The organism is Amaricoccus sp. W119 (assembly GCF_047275745.1).
Lineage (GTDB): Bacteria > Pseudomonadota > Alphaproteobacteria > Rhodobacterales > Rhodobacteraceae > Amaricoccus.
On the sequence record NZ_JBKQWU010000003.1, the window covers coordinates 27201 to 40938 of the forward strand.

Sequence of the window (13738 nt, forward strand, 5' to 3'; positions counted from 1 at the left end):
CGTTTCCGCCTTACCGCCTCGCGCCGCCTTCCTCGATCGCCGTCCAGAGAGCGACGGCCTGCCGGGTTTCGGCGACATCATGTACCCGTAGCACCTGCGCGCCCCGCCGCAAACCCTGCAGCGCGGCGGCGAGCGAGCCCGGCAGCCGGTCGTCGGGGTTCGGCGCCGTCCCGATCACGTCGATGAAACGCTTGCGCGACACGCCGAGCAGCACGGCGCAGCCGAGGTCGTGGAAGGCTGCGAGCCCGTCGATCAGCGCGAGATTGTGCTCCGCCGTCTTGCCGAAGCCGATGCCGGGATCGACGAGAATCCGCGACCGGGGAATCCCCGCGGCGACGCAGGCCTCCACGCGCCCGGCGAGATAGGCGTGGACCTCGGCCAGAACATCGGCGTAGCGCGGCGCCTCCTGCATCGTGCGCGGATCGCCCTGGGCGTGCATCAGACAGACGGCGGCGCCCGTTCCGGCCGCGAGTTCGAGACTGCCCGGATCGTATTCGAGCGCGGAGACATCGTTGAGGAGATCCGCCCCGGCGGTGATCGCGGCGCGCGCCACCGCGGCCTTGCGGGTGTCGATCGAGATCGGCGCGGCGATGCCGTCCTCGCGCAGCGCCTCGATCACCGGCACCACGCGGGCGATCTCCTGCTCGACCGGCACTTCATGCGCGCCCGGCCGCGTCGACTCGCCGCCGATGTCGAGGATGTCGGCTCCCGCGGCGATCAACGCCCGCGCCCGCGCGACCGCGTCGGCATGGGCGAGGAACCGGCCTCCGTCTGAGAAGCTGTCCGGGGTGACGTTCAGCACGCCCATGATCCGCGGCCGGTCGAGCGACAGCCCCAGAAGCGGCGCGCGCGGCGCCGTCAGCCTGACACGGGCGGCATGGGGCAAGCCCAGGGCCGGGACGAGCCTGGTCGGATGGCCGGGCCTATGCTCAGCCACTGTCGAGAAGAACAGCGCCCCACCGGCGAGCGGCAGCGCGCCTTCCGGCCATGGTGGTCCGACGAGCGGGATCGGGCGATGGAAGACACCGGTCATCGCGCGGTCTCCGCCGGCACGATCCGGGCCATGATCCGGGCAATCAGTGCCGGAAGCTCATCGTAATGTGCGAACTGCCCGGCGACGGGGAAATCCGCCTCGGGCCGTTCGCCATAGCCGCCCGCGCGCATCACGAAGGGCACGCCCGCCGCCTCGGCCACGCGGGCGTCGATCAGGCTGTCTCCGATCATCACCGCCGGCCCCGGCGGCAGCTGGTCGGCGGCGTGGGTGAACATCCGCGGATCGGGCTTCAGCACACCAACGCTGTCACCGCCGGTGAGACCCGTCACCGGCGGCATCAACGAAAGCCCGGTCAGGATCGCCCGCGCCGGCGCCACCGGCTTCTGCGTGCAGACCGCGAGCCCGTGGCCCTCGGCCGCCAGCGCCCTCAGCGCCTCCCCGGCGCCCGGATAGGCGATGACGCCGGTGATGGGATCGGCGCCGTAGAGCGCGTGATAGCGCGCGAGCGCCGGCTCGACGCCGTTCTCCGGGACCCCCCCGGTATGTTCGAGCAGCCGCGTCACCAAGACCCGCACGCCCCAGCCGACGAAGCCCGAGCAGGTTTCGGCGCTGACGGGCGGGCGGCCCAGTTCGGCGAGCATGCGGTTCGCGGCGGCCAGCATCGCGGGCAGCGAGTCGACGAGCGTGCCATCGAGGTCGAAGATGAGACGGGCCATGGCGGCTCCAGGGCTGAGAGGTCAGGAAAGGGTCGAGAGATCGGCGGGGTCGGAGAGCACCTGCGCGGTCGCGGCGCCGCCCGCCGCCGAGAAGCTGGCGCCGAGCCGCTCCGCGAGCCATCTGGCGAGCAGGGGCGGGTCGCTCGCGTCGGCCCCGGGGCGGGCGCGGGCGTCGAGCACCATCTTCGCGGGCGCCCAGATCACATGCTGGCGCCGGGCCAGCGCCCAGTCGAGTTCGGTGCGCGAGCCCACCACAGCGAAGCCCGGCGCCCGGTCGGCCAGCCGCCAGGCCGCGCGATCGATCGAGAGAAGTCCGGCACGCAGCGATGCCTCCGAGCGGGCCAGCGCTTCCGGCGGATCGGGGGCGACGCAGAGAACGAGCGGGCCCTGACGTTCAAGCGCCGCGGCGATCCAGGCCGTGCCGCGCGGGCCGCCGAGATGCTCGGGACCGAGATAGATCACGAGAGGCGTCACGCCCGCCACCGACTCCCCCGGAACTTCTCCGGCATCGGCGCGGGCGCGGACGATCTCCACGCCGAGGGAGCCCGTTCCGCGGTCGAGCTTCTCGATCCTGATGAAGACACGGCGCGCGCGCGGGTCGGCGAGCGTCCGGTCGGCGATGCGCTCCGCCAGCGTTTCGAGCAGGTCCAGCCGCTCCCGCTCCAGCTCGGCCGTGATCGCATCGGTGATCGTGTCATAGGAGATCACGCGGTCAACGTCGTCGCCCTCCGCCGCCGCGTGCGGCGCGACCTCCAGCACGACGTTGAACCGGAGCCGCTGCGTCGTACCGCGCTCCTCGCCGAAAGCGCCGATCTCGACCGCGCGGATGTCGTCGCGGACCGCGATCCGATCGCACGGCCGCCCCTCCGCCATGGCCCGCGCCCGGGCCTCAAGCGGACCGAAGGCGAGCCCGATCTCTTCCGAACCCTCTGCCAAGGACCACCCCCCGCGAACTCCTCCCGACCCCCTGTTAGCCCCGCCCGGCACCGGTTGAAAGCGGGAACCGCGGGGGAATACCCGAGGGTTGCGCCGATGATCTCGGGACGACAGCGGCTTGGAGATGAGGGATGGACCGGCGAGCGCGATCCGAAGGCGGCGGGCTGGCGGCAGGCCCAAGCTGGCAGGGCGCCTCGCGTCTCAGTTCGAGGCGACGCGCGTCCCGCCGGCGCGGTAGAAGACATGATGCCCGACCTTGGCGACGCGGGTCAGCTTGCGCGACCAGGAGGGACGAACCGCCGTGGTGTGGAAATGCGTCGCGCCATCGGTGACGGTACGCTCGCGCCCGGCGAGCATGAGGGTCGCGAGCTTCCGCGCGCGATCGCGCGGCTGGGCGCTGTTCATCACATCGGACCGGCCATCGCAGGCGTAGGAGAACTGACAGGCGCGGCCGGCGGTGCCGACCCCCTGCCGCGTCACGCCGCAGACGGTCTTCGGATAGGCGGGACTGTCCACGCGATTGAGGATCACCTCGGCGACGGCGATCTGCCCCGAAAGCGGCTCACCGCGCGACTCGAAATAGATCGCCTCGGCGAGACATTCCCAATCCTTGCCCCCGGTCGTCTCCGGCAGCGCGTCGAGCGCGGCGAAGCTGAGGCTGCTCTTTCCCGCCGCGCCGGCGAGCGCGCGCGCCGAACCCGGATCGACATTGCGGGTCGCGACCCTGGGCGCCCCCGCGGCGCCGCCCTTGGCAAGTTCGGAGAGCCGCCCCTTCCCGAGCCGCGCGCGCTCCTGCTCCAGCACCTTGGCGACGGCGGCGGTCGGCACCGGCGCCGTCGCCTCGGCCCGCGCCGTGCCGGGCGCGGCGATCAGACCGGGCACGGCGATCAGGCCTGCCAGAAGCAGGCTGGCGGTGATGACAAACAGGGATTGCCGGCGGGCAGGGATTTGCTGGCCGTTCATGGGCGTCCATCTCTTGGGCCGAGCCTCGTGCTCGGTCGGTCACATGCGTGTTGCTACTTTGCTCAGCCCGCGTAGTGGCCGATCCGGACCCCAAAAGTCCAAACGTTTACATTGCATGAGCGAAAAGCCGCCGCGGCTGCGATTTCGGCGACTATTGCAGTGCAGTTGAAAATCTCTGTGTTTCAGATGTTTTCAAGACTTGCCTGAACCGCCGCGCGAGCCGCGTCAGTTAACTCAACCACCGCTGAGAACGGTGTCGGATACTGATCTATACGCGGAGCCAGCGCCAAGAGGCCGACACTGCCGAATGATTCGGCGAGGCGCGATTCGGCCCAGGCCCGCGCCCGCGCCGCGTGCCGGGCCGCGCCCGCCGTCCCGTCCGGGACCCGCGCGGCGATGAGATCGAGCGCCTCGCCGATCCCCTCCCCGGTCGCGGCCGAGAGGATCGCCACCTCCGCCGGCGGCCCGTCCTCGGCGGCGAGCGACAGCGCGCCCCGCACATCCGCCGCCGCGCGCCGGGCCGGAGCGCCCATGTCGCCCTTGGTGACCAGCACGATGTCGGGCATCTCCATCACGCCCGCCTTCATGAACTGCAGCGCGTCGCCCGAACCCGGCTGCGCGCAGAAGACCACGATGTCGGCGCAATCGGCGATCTCGGTCTCCGACTGGCCGACGCCGACCGTCTCGACGATCACCCAGTCATAGAGCGCCCGCATCAGCACCGCGGCCGGGTAGGTCAGATCCGCCAGCCCGCCCAGTCGCTTGCGCGCCGCCATTGACCTGACGAACACGCCCTGATCGTCGGGATCGGTCTCGATCCGCGTCCGGTCACCGAGAAGCGCGCCGCCGCTTCTGCGCGAGGAGGGATCGACGGCGATCACGCCCACCCGCTCGCCCCGCGCGCGGAGCCGCGCGATCATCGCATTGGTGAGCGTCGATTTTCCGACACCCGGCGGCCCGGTCAGGCCGAGCACGATCCCGCCCGGCGCCCGGAAAGCCGCGTCGAGCAGCGCGACCAGCCTCGGATTGGCCGGATCGGTCTCGAGCGCCGACAGGGAGCGTGCGAGCGCCGGTTTGCCGCCCGCGCGCAGGGCGGCGAGATCTTCGGGCAGGGTACTCATGCGGAGGTCTCGTCCCCGCTCACATTGCCGACCAGGATCGTCGCCTGCGCCGCGGCGAGCCGGGCGATCGGCACCCGGAACGGCGAGCAGGACACATAGTCGAAGCCGGCGAGCCGGCAGAACCGCACCGAGGAGGGATCGCCGCCATGCTCGCCGCAGAGGCCGAGCTTCAGATCCGGGTTGCGCGCCCGTCCGCGCCGGGCCGCGATCAGCAGAAGCTCGCCCACCCCTTCGATATCGAGCGAATGGAACGGGTCCTCCGGGAAGGCGCCGACATTGACGTAATCGCGCATGAACCGCCCGGCATCGTCGCGGCTGAGGCCATAGGTCATCTGCGTCAGGTCGTTGGTGCCGAAGGAGAGAAAGGCGCTCACCCCGGCGAGATCGCCCGCGCGGAGCGCCGCGCGCGGCGTCTCGACCATGACGCCGAGCGAATAGTCGAGCGTCGCGCCCTGCTCCTCCTGCACCGCGATCGCCACCGCGTCGATGCGCTGCTTGACGAGTTCGACCTCGCGATAGGCGGAGACGAGCGGGATCATGACCTCCGGCACCACGGGATCGCGCGAATCGCGATTGACGGCGATCGCCGCCTCGAAGATCGCCCGCGCCTGGGTCTCGTAGATCTCCGGCATGGTGACCCCGAGGCGGACGCCGCGCTTGCCGAGCATCGGATTGACCTCCGCGAGCTCGCGCGCCCGCGCGGTGACCTGCGCGGCCGGAATGCCCATCGCGGCGGCGATATCCGCCATCTCCTCCTCCTCGTGCGGGAGGAACTCGTGCAGCGGCGGGTCGAGCAGCCGGATCGTGACCGGCGTGCCGCGCATGATCGCGAAGATCTCCTCGAAATCCGCCCGCTGCATCGGCAGGAGCAGGTCGAGCGCCGCGCGCCGCTCCTCCGGCGTGTCGGCGAGGATCATCTCCCGCATCACCGTGAGGCGCGCGGGATCGAAGAACATGTGCTCGGTCCGGCAGAGGCCGAGGCCGTCGCAGCTGAAATCCCGCGCGACGCGGGAATCGGCGGGGGTGTCGGCATTGGCGCGCACGTCGAGATCGCGCGCCGCGTCGGCCCAGTCCAGCAGTTCGGCGAGCGCGCCGCCGAGATCGGGCGCCACCATCTTCGGCGCCCCGGCGAGAATCTCGCCCCGGGTGCCATCGATGGTGATGAGCGCGCCTTCGTGCAGGACGCGGGAATCGGTGGTGACGAGCCTGCGGTTCTCGAGGTCGAGCCTGAGGTCGCTGGCGCCGACCACCGCCGGCAGGCCGAGGCCGCGGGCGATGACCGCCGCGTGGCTGGTCATGCCGCCCCGGATCGTGAGCACCCCCTTGGCCGCGTGCATGCCACGCACATCCTCGGGGCCGGTCTCCATCCGCACGAGGATCGTGTCCTCGCCCTGCGCCGCCGCCTGCATCGCCGCCTCGGAGGTGAAGACCATGTATCCGGTCGCAGCACCCGGGCTGGCCGCGAGGCCGCCACCCCAGACATCGCGCGCTGCGGAAGGGTCGATCTGCGGGTGCAGATGCTCGATCAGATTGTTCGGCTCGATCCGGAGCAGAGCCTGTTCGCGTGTGATCGCGCCCCGGTTGGCGAGATCGACCGCGATCCGCACCGAGGCGCGGGCGTTGCGCTTGGCGGGAACCGCGTCGACGACGTGAACCTCGCCGTTCTCGATGGTGAAATAGAGCTGAACCGCGTCGCCGAGACCCTCGGCCGCCCGCTCCGCGTAGCCGCGCAGCGCGTCGAGGCCTTCCGGGCACATCTCCTCGAGCGCGGGCTGCTCGCCGCCCTCGCCCCCTCCGGCCCGCCGCCCGCTCGCCAGCAGCACGCCGGTCCGGCGCGAGCCGGGCGAGGTCACGGCCCGCTGCTTGCGCGGCAGGAAGATCCCGTCGCAGGCCGGCGCGCCGGTGCGGGCATCGACGGTCTGGATATGACCCGCGCCGCTTACCCCCGGCGCGAGGCCGAGCGCGAGTTCCTGGATCACCAGCCCCAGCCCGCCCTCCGCCGGGCCGCCCTTGGCCTGACGCAGGATTCGCGCCGAGGCGCGGTCCCAGTCGCGCGCCATCGCCCGGGCGACGCCTTCGAGTTGCGCCGAGACGCTGTCGGGGAAATCCTCGTCGGTCTCATCGGCGTAGTAGCGCAGCATCTCGTCGGTGGCCGCGCGCATCGCCTCCGCCTCGCGCGGGCCGGAGCCGAGCGTCTTGTGGGCGATCGCCTCGAAACCTTCGGGGTCCACCCCGTGCACCATGAGCGCGAAGGTCGAGATCAGCCGGCCATGAAGCGAACGCGCGTCGAAGACGCCGATCGCCTCCTCGAGCGCGGGCAGGTTCTCGCGCGTGATGCCGATGTTGAGCGTGGCAGTCGGTCCGCCCCAGGCCCGTTCCATCGGGCTCGGCCGCAGGCAGAGCAGCCGTCCCGGCGCCGCGGTGGTCGGCAGTTCCGGCATCGGCCCGCCCTCGGAAAGCTGACGGACGCAATCGAAGGACAGCGCGACGCCGGGCGGAACCGGAAGCCCGAGCGCGGTCAGGCGCGCGAGCATATGGGCGCGGGAGCCGTGGACCTCGGCGCGCACCGCCTCACCCGCGTCAAGGCTGACGACGGCGTCCGTGGCGAGCTGGGTGATCTCCTGTGGCTTCATTGCGCCGCAACATAGTCTGGATTTTCAAACTGGCAAAGCGAAAGGTGAACGGACCATGACCATCGCCGAGGCTGTCACGGCGTGGAAGCGCAGCGCCGCAACACCCTGGCTTAAAGCCATGTTTCCGCCCGGCACCCACCGTTCCGGAGCCGATCGCCGACGGCGAGACTTTGGTCTCGCTCAGCCCTCGATCGCCGAGAAAACCGCCACCTGGTTCATCACTGCCCGGATTCGGTTCAGCAGGCAGAGCCGGTTCCGCCGGACCATGGCCGCCGGGGCGTTGACGGTGGTGGTGTCGAAGAAGGCGTCGATCGGCGCGCGGAGCCCCGCGAGCGCGGTCATCGCCGCCTCGAAATCCTCCCGTTCGAGCGCCGGGCCGATCGCCGCCTCGGCCTCGTCGAGCGCGTCGAAGAGCAGCCCCTCCTCCGGCGTCTCCGCGAGCTTCGGCTCGGGCGCCAGCGAGTATTCGACGCCGTCCTTCTTCTCCTCCGCTTCGAGAATGTTCACGGCGCGTTTGTAGCCTTGCAGCAGGTTCGCGGCGTCGCGGGCCTTGAGGAACTCGTTGAGCGCGTTGACCCGCGCGACGAGCAGCGTGAGGTCGTCGTTGCCGGGCATCGGTAGGCAGGCATCGATCACGTCGTGCCGAATTCCCTGATCGCGAAGGTACACCTTCAGGCGATCTCTCAAAAAATCAAGTATGTTAACGATTTCTATCGGCACTCTATCCGATGTGGCATCCGCTCGCGACTCAACAACTGCACCCTCATGATCTTCGGATACATTGACATCGGCATCGTCGTCGTCGTCAAATTCGTCTAGATCAAATCCCAAGAACGGGTAATCGTCGTCGATTATGCCCATCTCTTTGAGAGTAGGTATCAATCTATCCTCAAGATAAGCTTCAGAAATTAGTGCCGCTGCTTCAGCTTTGATATTCTCTTGCTCATCAATAAAATCATCGATCCTTTGAGTGAGGGCCGCTTTTTGCAGAGATCGAATGGTCCTTTGCGTATGGGCCGCGAGCACCCCGCTCAACCGCATCCGCAGCCTGGAAGCTAGCACCAACCGGATCACACCCAGCGCCGCCCGCCTCAGCGCGAACGGGTCCTTGCTCCCGGTCGGCTTCTCGTCGATCGCCCAGAAGCCGGTCAGCGTGTCGAGCTTGTCGGCGAGCGCCACCGCGACCGGGACCGGTTCGGAGGGCACGAAATCCGAGGGGCCGAGCGGCGAGTAGTGTTGCTCCGCCGTGAGCGCCACGGCGGCATCCTCGCCCGCCTTCTCGGCGTAGTACCTGCCCATGACGCCCTGAAGCTCGGGGAATTCATAGACCATCTGGCTCGCCAGATCGGCCTTGGCGAGTTTCGCCGCGCGTTCCGCGAGGTCAGGATCGGCGCCGACGAGCGGCGCGATCTCACGCGCCAGCGCGGCGATCCGGGCGATGCGCTGGCCCTGCGTGCCGAGCTTGTTGTGGAAGGTCACCGCGTCGAGCTTCGCTGCCATGTCTTCAAGCGGCGTGCGCAGGTCGTTCTCCCAGAAGAAGGCCGCGTCGGAGAGCCGGGCCGCGAGCACCTTCGCATTCCCCGCGAGGATCGCCGCACCATCGTCCGCCGTTTCGCGGTTGGCAACGACGATATAGCCCGTCACCTGCCCCGATTTCGGATCGCGGATCGAGAGGAACTTCTGGTGCTCCTTCATCGAGGTCGAAAGCACCTCGGGCGGCAGGGCGAGGAACCGCTCCTCGATCCGGCCCATCAGCACCACGGGCCATTCCACGAGCCCGCCGATCTCGGCGAGCAGCCCCTTGTCCTCGATCACCTCCAGACCTTGCGCGAAGGCGAGCTGGGTCGCGTCGTGCCAGATCTTCTCCGCCCGCGCACCGGCATCGAGAATGACGAAGGCGCGCGCGAGCTTCGCCTCGTAATCCTCGCAGGAGGAGACCGAAAATTCAGCCGGCGCCATGAAGCGGTGGCCGCGCGTGAGATTGCCCGAAGCGATGCCGTCGATGTCGAAGGGCACCACTTCCGCCCCCGCCTCGGTCGTGAGCAGGCAGAGGATCGAGCGGAGCGGGCGCACCCAGCGCAGGCTCCCCGCGCCCCAGCGCATCGATTTCGGCCAGGGGAAGGCGCGGATCACCGCCTCCACCGTCTCGGCGACGATCTCCGCCGCTTCCCGGCCCGGCTTCTCGATCCGCGCGAAGAGCACCTCCGCCTTCTTGTCGGGCCGGATTTCGATCCGGACGCCGGGGATCGCGATCACCTCTACCGGCCCCGCGGCCATCTCCGCCGCGTCCGCGGCACCGAGCCCGCGCAGGAAGCCCTCGCGCGCCTTCGCGGGCGCGTCCACCCGCGGCCCCTTGCGCTCCTCGTGACGAAGCGGCGAGCGTTCGCTCAGCCCTTCGAGCGCGAGCGTCAGCCGCCGGGGCGTGGCGAAGGCGGCGGCTCCGGAATAGGTCAGGCCGCGTTCGACCAGCCCCTCGGTGACGAGCCGGCGCAGGTCATCGGCGGCCTTCGCCTGCATGCGCGCCGGGATTTCCTCGGAGAAGAGTTCGAGCAGGAGATCGGGCATGGGCGGGGCTCAGCGCTTGGGAGGGAGGTGGGCCCGCGCTGGGCGGGCGTCGGTTTCGGGGAGACGCGGCGCGGTCATCGGGGCCTCACTGGTCGCGGAAGGTTTCGTTCAGCTGGCGCCAGAGATAGGCGCGGCCGTCGGGATAGACCGCCACCATCTCGTCGAACCCCTTCGGCTCGTCGCGGGTCAGCGCATAGGCGGTCGCCGCGCCGGCGACGATATCCTCGGTCAGCTGGTGCGCGTCGAAGCAGCGGAACCAGAATGGCGCGGTCAGCGGAGTCGCATCCGTGGCTGGCGCCAGACCCGCCACCGCTTCGGGGTCGAGCGCGAAACAGGCCCGGGGCTTCAGTGGCGAGGAGGAGGATGAGATGCCGCGATAGCCGGAGACCGCCACCGGCGTGCCCGCGATCATCAGCGACTCCACCCCGTCCCGCCGCTCGTAATAAGCGAAGAACTGCGTGTAGATCAGCAGGGCGGCGAAGGCCGCGAGGAAGACCAGGAAGCCCTGGACGAGCCGCTTGCCGTTCATGCCGCGGCGCTCGGCCTGCCCGCCTCGGTGGTCACGAAGGCGTCGGCGCAGGCCTTCGCGAGCGCGCGGACCCGGCCGATATAGGCCTGCCGCTCGGTCACTGAGATCACGCCGCGCGCGTCGAGCAGGTTGAAGAGATGGCTCGCCTTGATGCACTGGTCATAGGCGGGATGCGCCATGACGATGGTCCGCCCGGCCTTGTCGGGCTGGGGCGTCGCGAGAATGCGCTGGCATTCCGCCTCCGCGTCCTCGAAATGCCGGAGCAGCGTGTCGGTATCGGCCACGTCGAAGTTCCAGCGCGAGTATTCCTGCTCGGTCTGGCGGAACACATCGCCATAGGTGAGCGCGATTGGCGCGCCGGGATCGTTGAACGGCATGTCCATCACGTGATCGACGCCGAGCACATACATCGCCAGCCGTTCCAGCCCGTAGGTGAGCTCGCCCGAGACCGGGTGGCAGTCGTGACCGCCGACCTGCTGGAAATAGGTGAACTGCGAGACCTCCATCCCGTCGCACCAGACCTCCCAGCCGAGACCCCAGGCGCCGAGCGTCGGGCTTTCCCAGTCGTCCTCGACGAAGCGGATGTCGTGCAGCTCCGTGTCGATCCCGATCGCGTCGAGCGAGCCGAGATAAAGCTCCTGCAGGTCGGGCGGGCTCGGCTTGATCAGCACCTGGTACTGATAATAGTGCTGCAGCCGGTTCGGGTTCTCGCCATAGCGCCCGTCGGTCGGGCGGCGCGAGGGCTGGACATAGGCCGCCGCCCAGGGCCGGTCGCCGAGCGCGCGCAGCGTCGTCGCCGGGTGGAAGGTGCCCGCGCCCACTTCCATGTCATAGGGCTGCAGGATCGCGCAGCCCTTCGCGGCCCAGTAGGACTGGAGCCTCAGGATCAGCTCCTGAAAGCTTCGCGGGCGGGCATTCGGCGTCGGTTCGGTTCTCATCGCGGCCTCGGCGAAGGGATCAGGGGCGCGTTGCCTCCTTAAGCACCGCGTCCCCGACGGTCAATGCGCGCTCAGGCCCGCCAGTAGCTCGGCATGAAGAGCACGTAGACCGCCATGAGTTCGAGCCGGCCGGCCAGCATCAGGAAGGTCAGCACCCAGATCGCCGGATCGGGCAGCGACGCGTAATTGCCCGCCGGACCGATCACCGGACCGAGACCCGGCCCGATGTTCGAGAGCGCCGAGGCCGCCCCGGAGATCGAGGTGACCGGGTCGAGTCCGATCAGCACGAGCACCACCGCGCCCAGGCCCAGCGTGAGGAAATAGAGCATGAAGAAGGCCATGACCGAGCCCATGACCTCGGGCGAGATCACCTGGCCCTGATAGCGCGGCGTCACCACCCGGCTGCGGCTGTGCAGGCGCCGGATCTCGGCGTTGATGTCGGCGAAGAGCAGCTGGTAGCGGAACACCTTCGGCCCGCCGCTGGTCGAGCCCGAGCAGCCGCAGATCATCATCGCGACGAAGAACAGCGTCTGCGCCATCGGGCCCCACAGGGTGTAGTCGGTGCTCGCGAAGCCGGTCGAGGTGATGATCGAGGCCATGTTGAACAGGATCTCGCGCAGCATCTGCTCGCCGAGCACGTCGCCATTCAGGAGCCGCGCGACGACGAGCCCGGCGCAGAGGATGAGATAGATCGCGAGGAAATAGCGGATCTGCGAATCCCGGAAGAGCGATCTCGCATCACCCCGGGCGAACTGCACGAAGCGGATGAAGGACATCGCGCCCAGAAGCATGATGACAGTGCCGACATATTGCGCGAGCGGGCTGAAGTCGGCGAAGGAGTTGTCGTAGGTCCCCATTCCCCCGGTCGCCGCCGTCGCCATCGCATGGAGCACCGCGTCGAAACCCGACATGCCGCCGAGCGAATAGCCGAGCGCGCAGATCAGCGTGAGGAACACATAGACCGCGCCGCAGGCGATGACGATCTGCTTCGCCCGCGGAAGGACCTTGCCGAGCGTGTTGAAATCGCTCGTCTTCAGGAGCTGCATGCCGCCGATGTTGAGCAGGGGCAGCAGGATCAGCGCCATCAGCACGATGCCGAGACCGCCGATCCAGTGCAGCAGCGAACGCCACAGCAGCGCGCCGCGCGGCATTTCCTGAAGCTTCGCGATGACGGTGCCGCCGGTCGTCGTCAGCGCCGAGGTGGTCTCGAAAAGCGCGTCGGTCACGCTGAGCGACGGATCGCCGAGGATGAAGGGGACCGTGCCAAACAGGATGAAACTCACCCAGGCACCGACGGTCAGCAGGAAGCCCTGGCGCAGCCCGAGATCCGAATGCCAGCTGTCGGCGCAGGCGAGCGCCAGCGTGGTGCCGCAGCTGACCGTGATGATCATCGCGGCGACGAAGGCGCGGAAATTCGGGTCGCCGTCGATCAGGTCGAAGACCGCCGGAACGGCCATGACCCCGCCGAGCAAGGCGACGAGCCAGCCGATCACATATCCCACTGGCCGAAGGTCGAGCATTCGTGATCGATGGATGCCGCGCGGGGCAGCTGTCAAGTCCGCTCACATCGGAGCGGGCTCCGTCGTGCCGAACAACGGTAGAAATGACCCGGGGACTCCACGAAGAAAATCAGCGGTGGAACGCGGGACCGAACGCGGTACGCGAGGCCGATCGCCGAGGCGGACCGTCGGGTCGCCCGCGATCATCGGATCTGAAAGTCGACGATCTCCCGGCCGCGCAGCGAGCAGACCGCGTCCCTGAACTGGAAACCGTAATCCGGATCCGCGGCGTCCTTCCTCAGTTCATAGCTGATCGTGACGGTCTTCTCGTAGTCGCCGGATACGCGATCGGTCACTTTCCTGACCACCGGATAAGGGAGCCTGTTCCGCGCGAACCGGTCGCAGATCGTGACCGCGAGCCCGTCTCCGATGGTCTCGCGCTCCTGATGGGCCTCGCGGCGGTCGGCGCGATCCTGTTCCACGATCCGGGCCGCGGCGAGGCATTGAGCGAACTCGGGCGTTCCGGCCGTCAGGCCAGAGGCCGTGCACAACAACTGTTCCCGCGTCGGTTCCGGGTCCGCGCTCGTCGCGAAATCGCTATCGGAGCAAGCCACGACGACAAATGGGAGCGCGAGCAACAACCTTCCGAGCATGTCTTCCGTACTCCGATGACAGATCCCGCGTCATTGATATCGGAGTTTCTTCGATCCAACAAAGAGAACTGGCGGGTATCGATGATCACTTCGCGCGATGATCCCCGAACCCCCCGTTTACTGTCCGGCGCGCGATCGGAGGCGGCAAACGGTCCGCGGGACAGGAAAAATCGCCGCGCCGGCCAGGCGCG

11 protein-coding genes are annotated in these 13738 nt (G+C 69.0%); all 11 read right to left on the minus strand.

What is annotated here, in order from left to right:
• Positions 1–10: 10 nt before the first annotated feature.
• Positions 11–1033 carry a dihydropteroate synthase gene (gene folP / locus ACLJK8_RS03150; protein WP_413148571.1) on the minus strand — a complete coding sequence of 341 codons (1023 nt, stop codon included), beginning with the start codon at positions 1031–1033 and terminating at the stop codon, positions 11–13.
• On the minus strand, positions 1030–1710 hold the full coding sequence (locus ACLJK8_RS03155) for an HAD-IA family hydrolase (RefSeq protein WP_413148573.1): 681 nt from the start codon (positions 1708–1710) through the stop codon (positions 1030–1032). The genes folP and ACLJK8_RS03155 overlap by 4 nt, the downstream gene beginning before the upstream one ends.
• Positions 1711–1731: 21 nt before the next feature.
• Positions 1732–2646 carry a dihydroneopterin aldolase gene (locus ACLJK8_RS03160; RefSeq protein ID WP_413148575.1) on the minus strand — a complete coding sequence of 305 codons (915 nt, stop codon included), beginning with the start codon at positions 2644–2646 and terminating at the stop codon, positions 1732–1734.
• A gap of 201 nt (positions 2647–2847) precedes the next feature.
• Positions 2848–3609, minus strand: a complete 762-nt coding sequence (locus tag ACLJK8_RS03165) for a cell wall hydrolase (protein WP_413148577.1) — start codon at positions 3607–3609, stop codon at positions 2848–2850.
• A 182-nt stretch (positions 3610–3791) separates the two neighbouring features.
• Positions 3792–4730, minus strand: coding sequence for an ArgK/MeaB family GTPase (locus tag ACLJK8_RS03170; protein ID WP_413148579.1), 939 nt, complete (start codon positions 4728–4730; stop codon positions 3792–3794).
• Positions 4727–7363, minus strand: coding sequence for a putative PEP-binding protein (locus tag ACLJK8_RS03175; protein ID WP_413148580.1), 2637 nt, complete (start codon positions 7361–7363; stop codon positions 4727–4729). The genes ACLJK8_RS03170 and ACLJK8_RS03175 overlap by 4 nt, the downstream gene beginning before the upstream one ends.
• 180 nt (positions 7364–7543) lie before the next feature.
• Positions 7544–9928 (minus strand): glycine--tRNA ligase subunit beta, encoded by a 2385-nt coding sequence (glyS, locus tag ACLJK8_RS03180; protein WP_413148582.1) that lies wholly within the window; start codon positions 9926–9928, stop codon positions 7544–7546.
• 85 nt (positions 9929–10013) lie between these two features.
• Positions 10014–10457 (minus strand): DUF6446 family protein, encoded by a 444-nt coding sequence (locus ACLJK8_RS03185; RefSeq protein ID WP_413148584.1) that lies wholly within the window; start codon positions 10455–10457, stop codon positions 10014–10016.
• The gene (locus tag ACLJK8_RS03190; RefSeq protein ID WP_413148586.1) at positions 10454–11395 is read right to left on the minus strand and encodes a glycine--tRNA ligase subunit alpha; all 942 of its coding nucleotides are present in this window, start codon (positions 11393–11395) and stop codon (positions 10454–10456) included. The genes ACLJK8_RS03185 and ACLJK8_RS03190 overlap by 4 nt, the downstream gene beginning before the upstream one ends.
• Positions 11396–11466: 71 nt before the next feature.
• Positions 11467–12915, minus strand: coding sequence for a TrkH family potassium uptake protein (locus tag ACLJK8_RS03195; RefSeq protein ID WP_413148588.1), 1449 nt, complete (start codon positions 12913–12915; stop codon positions 11467–11469).
• A gap of 182 nt (positions 12916–13097) precedes the next feature.
• Positions 13098–13445, minus strand: coding sequence for a hypothetical protein (locus tag ACLJK8_RS03200; protein ID WP_413148590.1), 348 nt, complete (start codon positions 13443–13445; stop codon positions 13098–13100).
• Between the last annotated feature and the right edge of the window lie 293 nt (positions 13446–13738).

Bases quoted from the DNA above. Each gene is read 5' to 3' on its own strand.
- ACLJK8_RS03170 (WP_413148579.1), bottom strand. From the start codon at position 4,730: ATGAGTACCCTGCCCGAAGATCTCGCCGCCCTGCGCGCGGGCGGCAAA.
- ACLJK8_RS03175 (WP_413148580.1), bottom strand. From the start codon at position 7,363: ATGAAGCCACAGGAGATCACCCAGCTCGCCACGGACGCCGTCGTCAGC.
- ACLJK8_RS03155 (WP_413148573.1), bottom strand. From the start codon at position 1,710: ATGGCCCGTCTCATCTTCGACCTCGATGGCACGCTCGTCGACTCGCTG.
- ACLJK8_RS03185 (WP_413148584.1), bottom strand. From the start codon at position 10,457: ATGAACGGCAAGCGGCTCGTCCAGGGCTTCCTGGTCTTCCTCGCGGCC.
- ACLJK8_RS03165 (WP_413148577.1), bottom strand. From the start codon at position 3,609: ATGAACGGCCAGCAAATCCCTGCCCGCCGGCAATCCCTGTTTGTCATC.
- folP (WP_413148571.1), bottom strand. From the start codon at position 1,033: ATGACCGGTGTCTTCCATCGCCCGATCCCGCTCGTCGGACCACCATGG.
- ACLJK8_RS03190 (WP_413148586.1), bottom strand. From the start codon at position 11,395: ATGAGAACCGAACCGACGCCGAATGCCCGCCCGCGAAGCTTTCAGGAG.
- ACLJK8_RS03195 (WP_413148588.1), bottom strand. From the start codon at position 12,915: ATGCTCGACCTTCGGCCAGTGGGATATGTGATCGGCTGGCTCGTCGCC.
- glyS (WP_413148582.1), bottom strand. From the start codon at position 9,928: ATGCCCGATCTCCTGCTCGAACTCTTCTCCGAGGAAATCCCGGCGCGC.